Here is a 17,943-nt window from a genome sequence, read left to right as displayed (position 1 = left end):
CTGGGCTGAGCTGATCTGGTCGAGCAGAGAAACAGGAGCAACACAGCGATGGGTCGAGCGGATGCGCGACGAGCCCAGGGGCGCGGAGCGCGGCGGGCTGCGAAGAGCGGCGGCATACGCAGACTCTTCACCTGGCGGAAGATGCTGGGCACGTTCTTCGGGTTCTGCCTGCTGATCATGGGCGCCTTCGTCGCGCTCTACATGTACGTGGACATCCCGAAGGCCAACGCCCTGGCCGAGCGGCAGAGCAACGTCTACCAGTACAGCGACGGCACCGTGCTGACCCGTACCGGTGACGGGGTCAACCGCCAGATCGTGGATCTCGCCGAGGTTCCCAAGGAGGTGCAGCACACCTTCGTCGCCGCCGAGAACAAGACGTTCTACAAGGACCAGGGCGTCGACCTGAAGGGCACCGCGCGCGGTCTCCTCAACACGCTCTCCGGCAAGGGCAAGCAGGGTGGCTCGACCATCACCCAGCAGTACGTGAAGAACTACTACCTGACGCAGGACCCGACGGTCAGCCGCAAGCTCAAAGAGCTGGTGATCTCGCTCAAGGTCGACCAGAAGAGGGGCAAGGACTACATCCTCGCCGGGTACATCAACACCGCGTACTACGGACGCGGCGCGAGCGGGATCCAGGCCGCGGCGCAGGCCTACTACGGGGTCGACGCCAAGGACCTGAACGTCTCCCAGGGTGCCTATCTGGCCGCGCTGCTCCAGGCCCCCAGCCAGTACGACTGGGCGAGCGCGACGGACACCGGTAAGAAGCTCGTCAAGGAACGCTGGGGCTACACGCTCGACAACATGGTCGAGATGCACTGGCTCGACAAGGCCGAGCGCGACAAGCTCACCTTCCCGTACCCGGACAAGCCCAAGCCCGCCAAGGGCATGGAGGGCCAGACCGGATACCTCGTCGAGGCCGCCAACAAGGAGCTGGACAAGCAGGGCATCACGGAGGACGTGCGGCGGGCCGGCGGCTGGACCTTCACGCTCAACATCGACAAGAAGCGGCAGAAGCAGCTGGAGCAGGCGGTCGACCGGCAGCTGGAGTCCAAGCTCGACCGCAAGGGCAACAAGGTCGACGCGACCGTCCAGGCGGGTGCCACCTCCGTCGATCCGAAGACCGGAGCCGTCGTGGCGCTCTACGGCGGCGTGGACTACGTCAAGCACTACTACTCCAACGCCACTCGCCGGGACTACCAGCCCGCCTCCACCTTCAAGCCGCTGGTGCTCGCCTCCGCGCTGGAGAACGAGTCGAAGACCCAGGACGGCGATCTGATCGGCGTCAACACCCGCTACGACGGCACCAGCAAGCGGCCGGTCGTGGGCAGCAACACGCCGTTCGCCCCGGAGAACGAGGACAACCAGAGCTACGGCGACGTCACCGTGCAGACCGCGATGAACAAGTCGATCAACTCGGTCTTCGCGCAGATGGTGGTCGACGTCGGCCCGCCCGAGGTGAAGAAGACCGCGCTGGCGCTCGGCGTACCGGACCAGAACTTCCCCGAGCGTCCCGCCGTCTCGCTGGGCACGATGAATGCCTCGACCTGGGACATGGCCGGCGCGTACGCCACGCTCGACAACCACGGCAAGAAGGTCACCCCGTTCATCGTGAAGTCCGCCAAGAACCGCGACCGGACATACGAACCGGTCAAGGGAATCGGCGACCAGGTGATCAGCCGCAAGTCCGCCGACACCGTGACCTCCGTCCTGAAGGGCGTCGTGGACAGCGGCTCCGGCCGGGCGGCCAACACCTCGGCCTACGAGGCGGCGGGCAAGACGGGCACCTCGGAGAACAACAAGGCCGCCCTGTTCGCGGGCTACACCCCGGAGCTCACCACGGTCGTGGCGCTCTTCGGTGAATCCCCCAAGGACGGCGGCGGCCAGGTCAGCCTGACCGGTACCGCCAACTCCGGCCGGGCCAACGGTGGCGGCTTCCCGGCGCAGATCTGGGCGGACTACACCCTTGGCGCGCTGGGCGGCGGCTCCAGTGCCCGGTTCGATCTGCAGGATGTCGAGCGCGGTGAGGTCACCCTGCCGGCCAGCCCGTCGACGACTCCCTCGCAGTCGACGAGCCCCGACCCGTCGACGTCCAAGTCGCCGGACGTGCCCTCGCAGAGCCCGAGCGAGACGCCCAGCCAGCCGACCAGCCAGTCGCCGGAGCCGCCGCCGAGCCAGTCGCCGGAGCCGCCGCCGAGCGAGTCCCCGGGTCTGCCGGGCGAGGGAGGGGACCCCGGACGGCCGGGCAACGGCAACAACGTCGCGAACAACCCGCCCGGACAGTGAAGGCCGTGAGGACATGAGTGAGGGGCGGTGCCGGCCGGCACCGCCCCTCACTCATGCGTCCGCGTACGACGGTGTCAGCCGCCGTTGACCTTCTTCGCGATCCGGTCGCCGAGGTCCTTGTCCACGTTGCGCCAGTACTGCAGCGACCGCTCCAGCACCGGGGCGCTCACCCCGTCCAGCAGATGGCCGGAAATGTTCGACACCAGCCGATCACGCGCCGCGTCGTCCAGGACCTTGCGCACCATCGTGCCCGCCTGGCCCCAGTCGTCGTCCTCGCGGTGCAGCTTGTACGCCTCGTGCACCATCTCGCCCGCCGTGGCCCAGCCCGCCGGGTCGCCGAAGCGTTCGGTGTCCGCGGCCGGTCCGCCGTACGAGTTCGGTGCGTAGACCGCTCCCGTGCGTGTCGGCTCGTACCGCATCGGACCGTCCTTCGCGTACGAGTTCCGGCCGAACCGCGGACGGTTCGGCGGCAGCTGCGCGTAGTTCGGGCCGATCCGGTACCGGTGGGTGTCCGGGTACGAGAAGAGCCGGCCGAGCAGCATCTTGTCGGGCGACGGACCGATGCCGGGCACCAGGTTCGACGGCTCGAAGGACGCCTGCTCGATGTGGACGAAGAAGTCCTCGGGGTTCTCGTTGAGTGTCATCCTGCCGACTTCGATCTCCGGGTAGTCGCCGTGCGGCCACACCTTCGTGAGGTCGAACGGGTTGAACCGGTAGTCCGGCGCATCGTCGAACGGCATGATCTGGACGTACAGCGTCCAGCTCGGGTGATCACCCCGCTTGATCGACTCGAACAGGTCGCGGCGGTGGATGTCGCCGTCGCTGCCCGCGATCTCGTCGGCCTCGGCCTGGGGGTAGAAGTCGATGCCCTGGTCGGTCTTGAAGCGGTACTTGACCCAGAACCTCTCGCCGCCCGCGTTCACCCACATATAGGTGTGCGAGCTGTAGCCGTTCATGTTGCGGTACGTCTTCGGGATGCCGCGGTCGCCCATCAGCCAGGTGACCATGTGCGCGGACTCGGGGGAGAGGGTCCAGAAGTCCCACTGCATGTCGTGGTCACGCAGGGCACTCTCCGGGCGGCGCTTCTGCGAGCGGATGAAGTCCTGGAACTTCATCGGGTCGCGCACGAAGAAGATCGGCGTGTTGTTGCCGACCATGTCGTAGTTGCCGTGCTCCGTGTAGAACTTCAGGGCGAACCCACGAGGGTCGCGCCAGGTGTCGGGAGAGCCCTGTTCACCGGCGACCGTGGAGAAGCGGGCGAGCATGGCGGTCTGCTTGCCCGGCTGGAAGAGATCGGCCTTGGTGAACTGGCTGACGTCGTTGGTCACCTTGAAAATGCCGTAGGCACCGGAGCCCTTGGCGTGGACCACTCGCTCGGGGACCCGTTCCCGGTTGAACTGGGCCATCTTCTCGATGAGGTAGTGGTCCTGGAGCAGGATCGGACCATCGGATCCGACAGTGAGCGAGTGTTCATCGCTCTCCACCGGGATTCCGGCGTTGTTCGTGGTGTAGGGGGTGTTCTTGGTCTTCGATTCCTCAGGCACGAGCGTCCTCCCGTCGGTGGGGGTTTCGGTCAGGTCGTCTCGTTCACGACTGAAGTCAACTCCGCCGACAGGAGGTCGGCAACATTTGGCTACCGTCCGTGCAGGGCTCTTGTCCGCCCCGGCTCGGGCCCCTTTACTGGCCCCTGGCCGGCATCTCGAACCAGACCACCTTGCCGGTCGAAAGACGCGTCGCCCCCCACCGTCTGGCCAGCCGGTTCACGAGGAACAGGCCGCGGCCGCCCTCGTCCATGTCCCGGGCCCGGCGCTGCCGGGGCAGCTGCGGTGCGTCGTCGCCGACCTCGCAGCGCAGGATGTCGGTGCGCAGCAGCCGCAGCGTCACCGGCCGTTCCGCATAGCGCACCGCGTTGGTGACCACCTCGCTGACCAGCAGCTCCACCGAGTCGGAGAGATCGTCGAGCCCCCAACGGTTCAGCGCCCGGCGGGCCAGCCTGCGGGCCCGTCCCGGAGCTGTCTCCTCCGGTTCCAGGTGCCAGTACGCGACATCACTCGGCGCGATCCCGTCGAACCGGGCGGCCAGCAGCGCGATGTCGTCGTCCCGGTCGCCCGGGCCGAGCATGTCGAGCACGTCGTCGCAGAGGGCCTCCAGCGGCGGCGAATGATCCTGGCCGGTGAGCTGTGCGGTGGCGGCGAGACGTTCGCGCAGCATCTCGATCCCGGTCCAGACGTCCCGCAGCCGGGACTCCACCAGACCGTCGGTGTACAGGAGCAGCGTGGCGCCCGCGGGAGCGTCCAGCTCGACGGCCTCGAAATCCACACCGCCGACGCCGATCGGAGCGCCGGGCGGCACCCGCAGCACCTCCGCGCGGCCGCCCAGATGGAGCAGGACGGGCGGCGGATGTCCGGCGTTGGCGATGGTGATGCGGTGCGCGACGGGGTCGTACACCGCGTACAGGCAGGTCGCCATGCGGTCGCTGCCGAGCCGCTGCGCCTGCTCGTCGAGGTGGTGCAGCACCTCCTGCGGCGGCAGGTCGAGCCCGGCGAGGGTCTGCGCGGTGGTGCGCAGCTGGCCCATGATCGCCGCGGACGTCATGGAGTGACCCATGACGTCGCCGACGACCAGGGCGACCCGGCTGCCGGGCAGCGGGATCGCGTCGTACCAGTCGCCGCCGACCCGGGCCGTCTCGGCGGCCGGGAGATAGCGGGAGGCGAGCCGGACGCCGGTCGGCTGCGGCAGCGAGTCGGGCAGCATGGTGCGCTGCAGCTCGTCGGCGATGTACGCCTCGCGTCCGTACAGCACGGCCTTGTCGATGCCGAGCGCGGTGTGCGTCGCCAGCTGGGCGGCGACCAGCAGGTCATTGGCTTCGAAGGGCGGCCGTTCGGTCCCGCGCAGGAAGACGGCGGCGCCGATCACCCGTCGCCGTCCGCGCAGCGGGGCGAGGATCGCACGGTGTCCGGTGGGTGCGGTCCGTCCGGTGCCCAGCAGTTCGGGCAGCGCGGCGCGGGCGGCTGCGGAGTCCCCGAAGACCGGCCGTACACCGCGCAGCACCTCGGCGAGCGCGCCGCCCGAGCGGACCTCGCACAGCTCGGCGGCCGGGGGCAGATCGCCGTGCGGATCGATGGCGGGCAGCCGCAGCCGTTCGATCTCCAGGGAGGTCTCGGTCTCCTCCTCGTTTAAACGCAGCCGGTCCGACCGGCGCAGCCGCAGCACGAAGGGGGAGACCGGCCGCTCGTCGCCGACCGGGAGCGGGTCTCGCAGGTAGACCAGTATGGCGTCGGAGAAGGTCGGCACGCTGGCCCGGCACAGGCCCAGCACGATCTCGTCCAGGTCTATGCCGCGGGCGATCCGCCTGGTCGCGGCCCCCACGAAACGCAGCCGGTCGCCCTCGCGACGGGCCGCGGCCTGTGGGTCGAGTCCTGCGGGGCCGGGGTTGGCCGCGGAAGCCGCCGGATGGGCTCCCGCGCCCGGCGCCGGGGCCGGGCCGGGGATCGCGGCGGTGGCAGGGGAAGCGGCCGGCGCGGCATCCTGCTGCCGCGGCCGGGTGCGTTCCTGCGACCGGGCGCCGAGAGGCTGCCGGCCTTCGTGGGAGGTGGGATGCTCCGTCACGCGTGGGGTTCCGTCCGTCCGGGCCGGTTGTATGAGGCAATCACCTCGTGGGGCGCTACTGTGCCCCGGCAAGAGCGGCGATAACAACGGCTGTCACCGGATGCCCCCGAACGAGGGGCCGAAACCGGATGCCCGCGGCGTGGTTCGGTGACAACGTTTCCGGCGACAGGGCGGGCGAAAGCGAGCACCTCTCCACCCCCTCGTAGTGGCTCATGCGATTCATACGACTGATGCTGCTCGTACAGCTCATGCAGTGCGTGGTGCTCGTGCGATGACTTGCGGTCAGGTCCGTTGCCGCTTCCGCCGGTTGGAGCGGTGCGGCCCTCCGGAGGACGATCCTACGTTTGCCCCCCTGGGGTGCATCAAGGGTCTCACGACGGCATATGCGAGGGGGTACGGTCCCAGTCATCCGGGAGCGCGGGAACCCGCCAGCGCGGATCGGGCCGCCAGTCCTCCCAGCCGTCCCGGAACGGCGCGCCCCAGTTCCGGATCACCTCGACGGCCGCGAGGCCCGCCTCCCGTACCCGCTGCGCGGTCTGCGGGGCCATCAGACCGACCCGCTGCGCCTGGGTGAACTCGTCCTCGTCGCGCCAGACCCAGCTGCGGTCCGGGTAGACGGAGATGTCGAGAAAGTGATCCTCGGAGTCGATGCCGCCCGCCCAGCGGGTGCGCGGTTCCTCCAGGTTCACGTACCAGCTGCGGAACTGCCAGCCGGGCTCCCAGAACAGCCAGACCGACCAGGGGTCACCGGGACGGGCGAGCTTCAGCACGCCGTTGCCGAGCCAGGTCGAGCGGGCGGTGGTGCGCGGGGCGGTGTAGCGGGTGGCGAGCGGCTCGTCGTGCACCTCGGTGCCGTTCGCCAGCACCGGCTTCACGCACTCGGTGCCGGGTGCCACCCATACGGCGAGCAGCTCGTCGGTGTCCTGGACGACGGTGACGGGGCGGCAGATGTGGACCGGGCCCTGGGCGTGATCAGGTGCGGCGCCCCGCCGCAGCGGGCTGTTGCCGCGGTAGCGCCACAGGATCTGATCGCCCGGCGCCCAGTGCTCGATGTATCCACTACCTGCCATGGGCAGATCTTAGAGGGGCCCCCTTGCCACGACGCATGTCACGGGCGGGTCATGCGCAACACGTCCAGCGCCTCGTCGAGCTGCTCCACCGTGAGATCGCCACGCTCGACATATCCCGAGTCCAGTACCACCTCGCGGATCGTCCTGCGCTCGGCCAGGGACTTCTTGGCGACCTTCGCCGCCTCCTCGTAACCGATGTACTTGTTCAGCGGGGTGACGACGGACGGCGAGGACTCCGCGTACTCCCTGGCCCGTTCCACGTTCGCGGTGATCCCGTCGACCGTACGGTCCGCGAGCAGCCGGGAGACATTGGCCAGCAGACGCACCGACTCCAGCAGATTCTTCGCGATGACCGGAAGCATTACATTCAGTTCGAAATTGCCCGCCGCGCCCGCGACGGCGACCGTCTGGTCGTTCCCCATCACCTGGGCCGCGACCATCAGGACGGCCTCGGGAATGACCGGATTCACCTTCCCCGGCATGATCGACGAGCCCGGCTGGAGGTCGGGGAGGCTGATCTCGGCCAGACCGGTGCGCGGCCCGGACGCCATCCAGCGCAGATCGTTGGAGATCTTGGTGAGCGAGACGGCGAGGGTACGGAGCTGGCCGGACGTCTCCACGAGCCCGTCCCGCGCGCCCTGCGCCTCGAAGTGGTCCCTGGCCTCGGTGAGCGGCAGCCCGGTGGCGCGGGCGACCTCGGTGATGACGGCGGCGGAGAAGCCGGGCGGGGTGTTGATGCCGGTGCCGACGGCCGTGCCGCCCAGCGGCAGCTCGGCGAGGCGGGGGAGGGAGGCACGCAGCCGCTCGACGCCGTACCGGACCTGTGCCGCGTAGCCGCCGAACTCCTGGCCCAGAGTGACGGGCGTGGCGTCCATCAGATGCGTACGCCCCGACTTCACGACCGTCGCGAACTCGGCGGACTTGCGTTCCAGGGCGGCGGCCAGATGGTCCAGCGCCGGGATCAGCTCGCCGGTGACGGCCGCGGTCGCGGCGATGTGGATGGAGGACGGGAAGACGTCGTTGGACGACTGCGAGGCGTTGACGTGGTCGTTGGGGTGGACCTCGCGGCCCAGGCGCTCGGTGGCGAGGGTGGCCACGACCTCATTGGTGTTCATGTTGGACGAGGTCCCGGACCCGGTCTGGAAGACATCGATCGGGAAGTGCGCGTCCCAGCGCCCCTCGGCGACCTCCGCGGCGGCCTCCTGGATCGCCAGGGCGATGTCCGGGTCGAGCACCTTCAGCTCGGCGTTCACCTTGGCCGCGGCCGCCTTGATCCGCGCCAGGGCCTCGATGTGGGCCCGCTCCAGGCGCTGGCCGGAGATCGGGAAGTTCTCCACCGCGCGCTGCGTCTGGGCCCGCCACCTGGCGTCCTTCGGCACCCTCACCTCGCCCATCGAGTCGTGCTCGATGCGGAAATCCGTGCCGCCCGCGGGGGCCTGTGCGTTGTCCATGGGGTTCAACCTCCTGAAAAAGTTGAGCACTTGTCTTGTCCTGCGTATTCCCAAGTCGCCTACCGACCAGTAAATACCGGGGGTAACCACAACCCGGGGAGGCGCAATGAGGCGCACCAGGAACAGACTTCGCTGTACGGTCGCGGCCGCCGCGGCCATGGCGGCGGCATTGGGCGGCATGGCCGCCGCCGCAGGACCGGCGGGCGCGGCAGACCGGTCCACTGTCACCACTACAGCATCCACCCCCCTGTCGCCCGAGCTGGAGGCCATCCGCGCCGCCGAAGCCACCCGGCTGTACGGCGACCCGGCCGAGCGCCCGCTCGCCGACCGCAAGACCGGGCTGATCTCGCTCGGCGACAGCGAGATCTCCGGCGAGGGCGTCGGCACGTACGAGGCGGGCACGAACGGCCCCGACAACTGGTGCCACCGCTCGCCCGACTCGGCCATCCACCGCACCGGGATCCCGGCCGACATCACGTACAACGTCTCCTGCTCCGGCGCGTACACCGGCAACATCGTGATCGGCGGATCGAAGCAGTACGCCGACGAACTCGTGCAGAGCGACAACCTCGCCATCAAGGCCCGCAACACCCGCATCAAGATGATCGTGCTGGTCGCCGGCGCCAATGACGACCTCCAGTTCGGCCCGGTCATGACGGACTGCGTCCAGCGCTGGGTGCTCTCCCAGGGCGTGTGCCAGCCGAAGTACGAGGGCGGCTGGCAGGCGCGGGTCGACGGACTCGTCCCCAAGGTCGAGAAGACGGTGCGCGATCTGAAGACCGTCATGTCCGACGCCGGATACGGCAACAGTGACTACAAGCTCGTGGTCATGGGCTACCCGAGCCCCATCGGCCCGGACTTCTATGACAACCCGAACTTCCCCGGCAAGCTTCCCGGTGGCTGCGCCGGATACGACTCCGACGCCGCCTGGGGCCGCAATGTCGCGGTCCCCGCCTTCGAGCGCGGCATGCGCAAGGCCGCCGCCGACACCGGAGCCGTCTACCTCGACAACTCCCGGCTCTTCCACGGCCACGAGGTCTGCAGCGAGGACACCTGGGCCCGCGGCCTCTACATCGACCTGTCGCACTTCCCGCCGGACTCCAACTCCGTCCGGCAGTCCTTCCACCCGAACGCGCGCGGCCACGCCGCCTTCGCCTCCTGCCTGACCCAGATCTACAACTCGTCCCTGCGCGAGGCGAGCTGCGCAGACCCGGCGAGCACCGGATCGCCCGTCCTGCAGGCCGCGGCGTGGGACGACGTCTTCAAGCCCCTGAAGAACGAGGCCACGGGCACCTGCGTGGACGTCCCCGCCTCGGTGACCCGCAACGGCACCGAGATCAGCGGCTGGGACTGCCACGGCGGCCGCAACCAGGGCTGGTGGTACGACTCCGGCACGAAGAGCATCGTGACGGAGCTGAGCCACGACCGGTGCCTCGACGTGCCGGGCGCCGACTACAAGGCGGGCGCCACGCTCATCGTGTGGAACTGCTCGGGCGCGGCCAACCAGCAGTTCGTCAAGCAGTCGGGCACCTTGCGCCCGGCGGCCTCGACCGGGCTGTGCCTGACGCTCGCGGCGGCCAAGGACCCGCTGAAGCTGCAGAGCTGCGACGGCAGCGCGAAGCAGCGGTTCGCGTAACCCCTTCCCGCCGTGGAGGGGCGGGGCGGCCTCGGCCACCCCGCCCCGGCCGGCGTGTCAGCCGGACGTCACGAACGCGGCCAGGACGGCCGCCAGATGACCGGGGTCGTCGGCCCCGCACAGCTCGCGCGCCGAGTGCATGGACAGCCCCGGCACTCCCATGTCGACCGTCGGGACGCCCAGCCGGGCCGCGGTGAGCGGGCCGATCGACGTGCCGCACGGCATCGCGTTGTTGGAGACGAACGGCTGCCACGGCGCACCCGCCCGCTCGCACGCCGCCGCGAACACCGCCATGCCGGCGCTGTCGGTGGCGTAACGCTGATTGACGTTGACCTTGACCACGGGGCCGCCGTTGGGCAGCGGATGATGGCCCGGATCGTGCCGTTCCGCGTAGTTGGGGTGCACCGCGTGCGCCATGTCGGCGGAGATGCAGAAGGCGCCGGACAGGGCACGGGAGAAGTCCTCGGAGCTGCCGCCGCGCGCGGTGACCGAACGGGCGAGGACCCGTTCCAGCAGGGGACTCTGCGCGCCCGTCTCCGAACCGCTGCCGACCTCCTCGTGGTCGAAGGCCGCCAGGACGGGGATGTACGAGGGATCGTCGTCAGCGGTCGCCGCACCCGCCAGGGCCGTGACGCCCGCATGCACCGACACCAGGTTGTCCAGCCGCGAGGACACCACGAACTCCCGGTCCGCGCCGAGATATCCGGGCGGCTGGATGTCATGGAGCATCAGATCCCAGCCGAGGACGTCGTCCCGGTCCACCTCCGCGGCCGCCGCGACCCGGCGCAGCAGCGAGCCCTCCTCGGGCGCCCCGAGCGCCCACAGGGGGGCGAGATGGCGCTGCCGGTCGAGGGCGAGTCCCTCATTGACCGTACGGTCCAGATGGATGGCCAACTGGGGTACCCGCAACAGCGGTTCGTCGATCTGGACGAGCCGGGACTCGACCCTGCCGCCGGGACCGCGCAGCGCGAGCCGCCCCGAGATGCCCAGATCGCGGTCGAGCCAGGTGTTCAGCGGAACGCCGCCGTAGATCTCCACGGCGACCTGCCGCCAGCCCGCCGACCCGGTGTCGGGGGTGGGCTTGACCCGCAGATTCGGGGAGTCCGTGTGTGTGCCGATGATCCGGAAGGGGGTGTGCGCGGGGGCGCCCCCGGGGACGTACCAGGCGATCAGGGCGCCGCCGCGGGCGACGAAGCTGCCGCCGGTCGTGCCCGTCCAGTCGTCCGTGCCGCGCAGTTCACGGAAGCCGGCCTTCTCCAGGCGCTGGGCGGCACTCGCCACCGCGTGATACGGGGAAGGGCTGGCCCTGATGAAGGACAGCAGGTCGTCGGCGTGGCTGCGGTGGGGAAGCGGCGTCATACGGCGTCCGCCTTTCCGGTGTTCGACGGTGAGGTGAGGGTGGGCGAACCCGCGCCGAGCCGCTGGGCGCGGCGCGGTGCGGTGTCCGGGGTGTGGGGGTGGCGGCTGTTTCCTGGTCCCCAGGACTGCTTCCTGATGCCCGGGCTCGGCGGAGCACTGCAGGAACCTCCGACAACCCACCGCAGCGGCCCGGCAGGGCGCAAGTCCGCGGCGCGGCCCGCTGCGTGAAATCGGCGGTGCCGGACCGGCCGCCCCGGCGCCGGGTCCGAGCCGACCGGGGGTGTACGGGGCCCGTGCCGGGGCGTCCGGGAAGACGCTGCGGGGGGCCGGGACCGGCGGCACCCGTTCCCGGGCACCGCCCGGGCCCGCCGGCCACGCACGGGTACGCCTCAAGATTGGCTGAATCCCGTCGTACGCGAACCCTCACCGCACCTGCCCACCGAGGTCGGCACCGGAGCATGGCGCGGGGAAACGATCTCGTCTCCGCGACCCCGTCACCCTGATCAGGAACACCACCGCGATCACGATGGCCACCCCGTGCGACCAGGCGACGACGGTCAGCGGCCGGTGGCTGTCGAGTGCCGCGGCGACCAGGATCATGCCGACGCCGAACCCGAGATTCTCCACCGTCGCGGAGAGCCCGAACGCATGACCGCGCAGTTCGGCGGGGAGCGTCTGCAGATGCGAGGTGTACGAGACCTCGGTGAGCCCGTCGGCCGCCCCCGCGACCAGTGCGATCACGGCGGTCGCTGCCGACGGGAAACCGGCGAACGCCAGAATGAACGCCCCGGACATGAGACACGTGCCGTACCCGAACCCCGGTGCACCCACCGCCCGCCCGGTGCGCTTGATGTACCGCTGGATCAGCTGCTGTGCGACGGCGTTCCCCAGCGCCCACAGACACCAGAACGCGCTGACGAACACGGCAGGGTGCGAGGCATCGAGCCCGGCGGAGTAGACCGGCAGCGCGGCGTTGTGGGAGGACGAACCGAAGGCGTCCGCACCCCGCAGCACCACCATCAGACCGAGTCCGGGCGCGGCGGCCGACCTGAGGAACGCCCCCGGCATCGGCCACCGTCCCGTCCGCCGCTCGCTCGCCTGCGTACGTCCGCCGGAATCTCCCTCCGCTTCCGGCCGGGCGTCCTTCCCCCCGCCCCCGTCCGCGATCGGCAGCAGGGCCACCGTCACGGCGCAGACCACAAAGGTGGCCATGTCCACCACGAACGCGGCGGTGTAGCCGACCAGCGAGACCACCACACCCGCCGAAGCGAAACCGGCCACCATGGCCAGCGAACGTCCTGTGATGGAAAGGGAGTTGGCCCATGAGCGCCGCTCGTCGCCGACCATCTCGGGAATGGAGCTGCGCAACGACACCATGAAAAGCGTTCCGCAGGCGCCCACCACCACGGAAACGGCCATCAGCGCGGCCGTCCGCATCCCCTCCGGCGCGAAGACCAGCAACAGCATCACCGCCGCCTGCGCCACATTCGTATACAGCATGAGGCTCTTGGCCGTGAATCGGGCGAGGAGACCGCCGGCGGCGAGTCCGGCGAGAAATCCGGACCCCAGCCGCACGGCCATGAACAGGCCCATCGCAAGTGCTCTGCCCGTCGTCTCGTAGACGAACAGATTGAGCGCCACCATATTCAGGAAGGTGCCGTACGAAGACAGGGAGTATCCGGCGACGAGGAATCGATAACGGCGCTCGCCGCGCGCCGTGCCGGCCTGTTCGATGTCCGGTACCGGGTCCGGCCGGTCGTCCGCCTGTTCGATGTCTTGTGTCACCGGCCCATAGTCACCAGGCGTGCTCACCCATGGCCTCCGGGTTGCACGAATGTGATCTGCATGGTTTTGACATCCTCCCCTCCCTGTAAGGAGGGGACTCCTGGCTCACGTCGGCTGCGGACCGGCGGTCCGTCAGCTCTTGCACGATCAGCACCAGCCGGGTTGAGACCAGCCCGGACGAGCATCACGCGGGCGGAGTTCTTGTCCCTGGGGGATACGGCTCCGCACGCGGTGCACGAGTAGGTTCGTTCCGAGAGAGGTAGTGCGTGCTTGGTTCTCGCTCCGCACTGCGCGCAGTCCATGGTGGTGTGCGCGGGTCGTCATGACCCCCGATCCAGCCGCCCCCACTGACAACGCCCGCTGGGGTGGGAACGGCCCGCGGGGGCGCCCCGGCCGGTGGAATGCGGCCGGAACGCCCCCGCGGGGCCGTACCTGTCGTGCCTCGGCACGCCTCAGCTCATCGGGCGAGACCCGGACCCCGCACCGGAATGCTGGTGAACGTCGGTGCCGGGGCGGGCTCGGTGAAGAAGTCGTTGCCCTTGTCGTCGACGACGATGAACGCAGGGAAGTCCTCGACCTCGATCTTCCAGACCGCTTCCATGCCGAGCTCCTCGTACTCGACGACCTCGACCTTCTTGATGCAGTCCTGCGCGAGGCGCGCCGCCGGTCCGCCGATCGAGCCGAGGTAGAAACCGCCGTGCGCGTCGCACGCGTCAGTGACCTGCTTGGACCGGTTGCCCTTGGCCAGCATCACCTTGGAGCCGCCCGCCGCCTGGAACTGCGCGACATAGCTGTCCATACGGCCGGCCGTCGTCGGGCCGAAGGAGCCGGAGGCGAATCCCTCGGGCGTCTTCGCCGGGCCCGCGTAGTAGACCGGGTGGTCCTTCAGGTACTGCGGCATCTCCTCGCCCGCGTCCAGCCGCTCCTTGATCTTGGCGTGCGCGATGTCGCGGGCCACGACCAGCGGACCGGTCAGCGAGAGCCGGGTCTTGACCGGGTACTTGGTCAGCTCGGCGAGGATCTCGTCCATCGGTCGGTTCAGGTCGATCTCGACGACGTCACCCGCCTCGTCGAGGTGCTCGTCCGTGGTGTCCGGCAGGAAGCGGGCCGGGTCCTTCTCCAACTGCTCCAGGAAGACACCCTCGGCGGTGATCTTCGCGGTGGCCTGGCGGTCCGCCGAGCACGACACGGCGATCGCGACAGGCAGCGAGGCACCGTGGCGGGGGAGGCGGACGACGCGTACGTCGTGGCAGAAGTACTTGCCGCCGAACTGCGCACCGATCCCGATCTTCTGCGTCAGCTCGAAGACCTTCTCCTCCAGCTCCTTGTCCCGGAAGCCGTGACCGGTCGGGGAGCCCTCGGCGGGCAGCTCGTCCAGGTAGTGCGCGGAGGCGTACTTCGCGGTCTTCAGCGCGAACTCGGCCGACGTACCGCCGACGACGATCGCCAGGTGGTACGGCGGGCAGGCGGCCGTACCCAGCGAACGGATCTTCTCCTCCAGGAACTTCATCATGGAGGCCTCGTTCAGCACGGCCTTCGTCTCCTGGAAGAGGAACGACTTGTTGGCCGAGCCGCCGCCCTTCGCCATGAAGAGGAATTTGTAGGCGCCGCCGTCGGTCGCGTACAGCTCGATCTGCGCGGGCAGATTCGAGCCGGTGTTCTTCTCCTCCCACATGGTGAGCGGAGCCATCTGCGAATAGCGGAGGTTGAGCTCGGTGTACGCGTCGAAGATGCCGTGCGACAGGGCCTCTTCGTCACCGCCCTCGGTGAGTACGTTCTGCCCGCGCTTGCCCATGACGATCGCCGTGCCGGTGTCCTGGCACATGGGGAGGACACCCGCGGCGGCGATGTTCGCGTTCTTCAGCAGGTCGAGCGCGACGAACTTGTCGTTGGACGACGCCTCGGGGTCGTCCACGATCCGCCGCAGCTGCGCCAGGTGGGCGGGGCGCAGGTAGTGGGAGATGTCGTGCATGGCCTCGGCAGCCAGGGTGCGCAGCGCCTCCGGGGCGACCTTGAGGAACGTACGGCCGTCGGCCTCGAAGGTGGATACACCCTCGGAGGTCACCAGACGATACGGCGTGGTGTCCTCTCCCAGAGGGAGCAGATCGGAGTACGCAAACTCTGGCATTACGGCCATTCCTCACTCGGCAGACAGCGGCTGCCCTCCCTTGGGCAGCGCACCCACCAGCGTAGAACGCCGCGCGGATGCCGAAGCTGTGAGGTAAGGCTCAGTTCGGCATCCGCACGGGAGTGACGAGGGGGCGACACGGCGAGGCGCGGTGGGGGCTAGTCGCGATCTATCGCGTTTGGGTACGCTGGGCCGGTGGACCTCGAAAAGCACCCCCAGCAGCCCGTAGCCCCGGCGGAGCCGGCCGGTATCCGCGCCTCCGACGCGGACCGTGACCGGATCGCGGACATCCTGCGCGAGGCCATGGCCGAGGGCCGGCTCACCGCCGAGGAACACGCCGAGCGGGTCGATGCGGTCTACCGCGCCAAGACCATCGGCGAACTGGAGCCGCTGGTACGGGATCTGCCTGCCCCCGGGGGCGCCTCCCGCTCGGCCGCCGAGCCCGGCGCCCTCGGCCACGAGAGCCCCACGGGCCCGGCCGAGAACCTGGTGGCGATCTTCAGCAGCTCCACCCGCAAGGGCCGTTGGCGGGTCGGCGGCCGTACGAACGCCTTTGCGCTCTTCGGCAGCGTGGAGATCGATCTGACCGAGGCGCTTTTCGGTCAGAGGCTCACGGTGATCAATGCGACCGCCATCTTCGGAAGTGTCGAGATCAAGGTCCCCGAGAACATCTCGCTGCGCGGGGGCGGCACGGGCGTCTTCGGCAATTTCGAAGTCGCCACACTGGAATCCGCGGACCCCGAAGCGCCGGTGGTGGTCGTCAACGGCTATTCGGTGTTCGGCAGCGTCGAGGCGAAGCCCAAGCGCGGGAAGTTCATTGCGGATCTCCAGGACCGGCTGCGCAAATACCTCGGCTAGGACCCGGCTGGGAACGGCGCGGTCCGTCCTGCTATGAACTCTTCCGAACTGCTCCGAACTCTTCCGAACTCTTCCGAACCCCTTCGAGAACAAGCCATATTCCTGACCGGCCCCAATTCCGCAGCCCGGATCGAGTGACACTCAGTGCATAGGCGTGCGCACAGCGGGTAGGGAGTGCTGCATCGTCTCTCGCTCGCGAAGCCGTCGTCAGGAGTAGACCGTGCTGCAACTGCCGCATCAGCCCCTGCAGGTCGCCGCCCTCCCTCCCCAGCGCACCCCCGTGCGGGAGGACCAGGCCGGCCCCTGGCACTCGGAGGCGGTGTGCCGCCGGGACGAAGCCGGGCTGTTCTTCGCCCCTTCGAAGGAGCCGACCGCTGCCAGACTCGCGCGCGAGGAGTCCGCGAAGCGGGTCTGCGCGCGCTGCCCGGTGATGGTCGAATGCCAGGAACACGCACTCATACAGCCGGAGCCGTACGGGGTGTGGGGCGGCCTCACCGCCGCCGAGCGCCGTGTGGTGCTCGCCCGTCGCAGACGGCGCGAGATGGAACTCAAGGCGTCGTCCGCTTCCTCCGCCGCGGCGGGCCGCATAGCCGCGGCGGGTTGACCGGCCGACGGGGTGCCGGGGCCGGCCTGAACCGATGCCCCGCGTCCCGTACCGCGAAGAGGCGCCCCCACCGCACACGGGGGCGCCTCTTCGCGTTCCGCTCCCCGAACCTCGGGGACGGGACCTACTTCGCGCGGTCGAAGTCGATCGCGCTGTAGGCGCGCAGCTTCGACAGCCGGTGGGTCGAGTCGATCTTCCGGATGGTGCCGGACTTGGACCGCATGACGATGGACTCGGTGGTCGCCGTTTCCGCGCGGTACCGCACACCGCGCATCAGCTCACCGTCCGTGATGCCGGTCGCGACGAAGAACACGTTGTCGCCGCTGACCAGGTCGTCGGTGGACAGGACCCGGTCCAGGTCGTGCCCGGCGTCCAGCGCGCGCTGCCGCTCGGCCTCGTCCTTGGGCCAGAGCTTGCCCTGGATGACACCGCCGAGGCACTTTATGGCGCAGGCCGAGATGATGCCCTCGGGGGTGCCGCCGACGCCCATGAGCAGGTCGACGCCGGTCCCCTCGCGGGCGGCCATGATCGAGCCCGCGACATCGCCGTCGGAGATGAACTTGATCCGGGCGCCGGTCTCCCGGATCTGCTTGACGATGCCGTCGTGGCGGGGGCGGTCGAGGATGACGACGGTGACGTCCTCGGGGGCGGAGTTCTTCGCCTTCGCGACACGGCGGATGTTCACCGAGACAGGCGCATTGATGTCGACGAAGTCGGCGGCCTCGGGGCCGGTGACCAGCTTGTCCATGTAGAAGACCGCGGACGGGTCGAACATGGCGCCGCGGTCGGCGGCGGCCAGTACGGCGATCGCGTTCGGCATGCCCTTGGCGTTCAGGGTCGTACCGTCGATCGGGTCAACGGCGATGTCGACCTCGGGACCGGTTCCGTCACCGACGCGCTCGCCGTTGAACAGCATGGGGGCCTCGTCCTTCTCGCCCTCACCGATGACGACGACGCCGTTCATCGAGACGGTGGAGACGAGGGTCCGCATGGCCTTCACGGCGGCGCCGTCGGCGCCGATCTTGTCGCCGCGGCCGACCCAGCGCCCTGCTGCCATGGCGGCGGCCTCGGTGACCCGGACCAGCTCCAGGGCGAGGTTGCGGTCGGGGGCCTCCGGGGAGACCTCTAGCTGAGACGGCAGATGATGCTCGGACATC

12 protein-coding genes and 1 pseudogene are annotated in these 17,943 nt (G+C 69.4%); 4 read left to right on the top strand and 9 right to left on the bottom strand.

Annotated features, from left to right (window positions below; all coding sequences use genetic code 11):
* Positions 1–48: 48 nt before the first annotated feature.
* Positions 49–2,286: a transglycosylase domain-containing protein gene (locus IEZ15_RS02290; RefSeq protein WP_189273705.1), complete on the top strand. Its 2,238-nt coding sequence runs from the start codon at positions 49–51 to the stop codon at positions 2,284–2,286.
* 74 nt (positions 2,287–2,360) lie between these two features.
* Here the strand turns inward: IEZ15_RS02290 and IEZ15_RS02285 are convergent, their stop codons facing one another.
* The 4 genes from IEZ15_RS02285 to IEZ15_RS02270 all read right to left on the bottom strand — a co-directional run bounded on the left by IEZ15_RS02285 (position 2,361) and on the right by IEZ15_RS02270 (position 8,416).
* Entirely contained in the window at positions 2,361–3,830 is a 1,470-nt protein-coding gene (locus IEZ15_RS02285; RefSeq protein WP_189273703.1) for a catalase, read from the bottom strand.
* 133 nt (positions 3,831–3,963) lie between these two features.
* Positions 3,964–5,895, bottom strand: a complete 1,932-nt coding sequence (locus IEZ15_RS02280) for a SpoIIE family protein phosphatase (protein ID WP_189273701.1) — start codon at positions 5,893–5,895, stop codon at positions 3,964–3,966.
* A 371-nt stretch (positions 5,896–6,266) separates the two neighbouring features.
* Positions 6,267–6,965, bottom strand: coding sequence for a cytidylyl-2-hydroxypropylphosphonate hydrolase (fomD, locus tag IEZ15_RS02275; RefSeq protein ID WP_189273699.1), 699 nt, complete (start codon positions 6,963–6,965; stop codon positions 6,267–6,269).
* Positions 6,966–7,003: 38 nt separating this feature from the next.
* Positions 7,004–8,416 carry a class II fumarate hydratase gene (locus IEZ15_RS02270; protein ID WP_189273697.1) on the bottom strand — a complete coding sequence of 471 codons (1,413 nt, stop codon included), beginning with the start codon at positions 8,414–8,416 and terminating at the stop codon, positions 7,004–7,006.
* 106 nt (positions 8,417–8,522) lie between these two features.
* On the opposite strand from IEZ15_RS02270, the gene IEZ15_RS02265 reads away from it, so the two are divergent.
* The gene (locus tag IEZ15_RS02265; RefSeq protein WP_189273696.1) at positions 8,523–10,052 is read left to right on the top strand and encodes a ricin-type beta-trefoil lectin domain protein; all 1,530 of its coding nucleotides are present in this window, start codon (positions 8,523–8,525) and stop codon (positions 10,050–10,052) included.
* 57 nt (positions 10,053–10,109) lie between these two features.
* On the opposite strand, the gene IEZ15_RS02260 is transcribed toward IEZ15_RS02265, so the two are convergent.
* From IEZ15_RS02260 to IEZ15_RS02245, 4 genes and pseudogenes are all read right to left on the bottom strand, one after another.
* Entirely contained in the window at positions 10,110–11,411 is a 1,302-nt protein-coding gene (locus tag IEZ15_RS02260; RefSeq protein ID WP_189273694.1) for a M18 family aminopeptidase, read from the bottom strand.
* Between the two features lie 423 nt (positions 11,412–11,834).
* Positions 11,835–13,145, bottom strand: coding sequence for an MFS transporter (locus IEZ15_RS02255; RefSeq protein WP_229845710.1), 1,311 nt, complete (start codon positions 13,143–13,145; stop codon positions 11,835–11,837).
* Positions 13,146–13,219: 74 nt separating this feature from the next.
* Positions 13,220–13,513: pseudogene (locus tag IEZ15_RS02250) on the bottom strand (zinc ribbon domain-containing protein); the annotation flags it as partial.
* Positions 13,514–13,653: 140 nt separating this feature from the next.
* Positions 13,654–15,324: a fumarate hydratase gene (locus IEZ15_RS02245; RefSeq protein WP_189273692.1), complete on the bottom strand. Its 1,671-nt coding sequence runs from the start codon at positions 15,322–15,324 to the stop codon at positions 13,654–13,656.
* Positions 15,325–15,519: 195 nt separating this feature from the next.
* On the opposite strand from IEZ15_RS02245, the gene IEZ15_RS02240 reads away from it, so the two are divergent.
* Both IEZ15_RS02240 and IEZ15_RS02235 read left to right on the top strand, forming a co-directional pair.
* On the top strand, positions 15,520–16,182 hold the full coding sequence (locus IEZ15_RS02240) for a DUF1707 SHOCT-like domain-containing protein (protein ID WP_189273690.1): 663 nt from the start codon (positions 15,520–15,522) through the stop codon (positions 16,180–16,182).
* 220 nt (positions 16,183–16,402) lie between these two features.
* On the top strand, positions 16,403–16,786 hold the full coding sequence (locus tag IEZ15_RS02235) for a WhiB family transcriptional regulator (protein ID WP_189273688.1): 384 nt from the start codon (positions 16,403–16,405) through the stop codon (positions 16,784–16,786).
* 124 nt (positions 16,787–16,910) lie between these two features.
* Here the strand turns inward: IEZ15_RS02235 and glpX are convergent, their stop codons facing one another.
* The gene (glpX, locus tag IEZ15_RS02230) at positions 16,911–17,942 is read right to left on the bottom strand and encodes a class II fructose-bisphosphatase (protein ID WP_114246420.1); all 1,032 of its coding nucleotides are present in this window, start codon (positions 17,940–17,942) and stop codon (positions 16,911–16,913) included.
* Position 17,943 lies beyond the last annotated feature (1 nt).

The sequence above is a fragment of the Streptomyces atratus genome (assembly GCF_014648655.1).
GTDB classification, from domain to species: domain Bacteria; phylum Actinomycetota; class Actinomycetes; order Streptomycetales; family Streptomycetaceae; genus Streptomyces; species Streptomyces atratus.
This window is presented reverse-complemented; position numbering and strand designations above follow the sequence as displayed.

Bases quoted from the DNA above. Each gene is read 5' to 3' on its own strand.
- IEZ15_RS02290 (WP_189273705.1), top strand. From the start codon at position 49: ATGGGTCGAGCGGATGCGCGACGAGCCCAGGGGCGCGGAGCGCGGCGG.
- fomD (WP_189273699.1), bottom strand. From the start codon at position 6,965: ATGGCAGGTAGTGGATACATCGAGCACTGGGCGCCGGGCGATCAGATC.
- IEZ15_RS02270 (WP_189273697.1), bottom strand. From the start codon at position 8,416: ATGGACAACGCACAGGCCCCCGCGGGCGGCACGGATTTCCGCATCGAG.
- IEZ15_RS02265 (WP_189273696.1), top strand. From the start codon at position 8,523: ATGAGGCGCACCAGGAACAGACTTCGCTGTACGGTCGCGGCCGCCGCG.
- IEZ15_RS02260 (WP_189273694.1), bottom strand. From the start codon at position 11,411: ATGACGCCGCTTCCCCACCGCAGCCACGCCGACGACCTGCTGTCCTTC.
- IEZ15_RS02245 (WP_189273692.1), bottom strand. From the start codon at position 15,324: ATGCCAGAGTTTGCGTACTCCGATCTGCTCCCTCTGGGAGAGGACACC.
- glpX (WP_114246420.1), bottom strand. From the start codon at position 17,942: ATGTCCGAGCATCATCTGCCGTCTCAGCTAGAGGTCTCCCCGGAGGCC.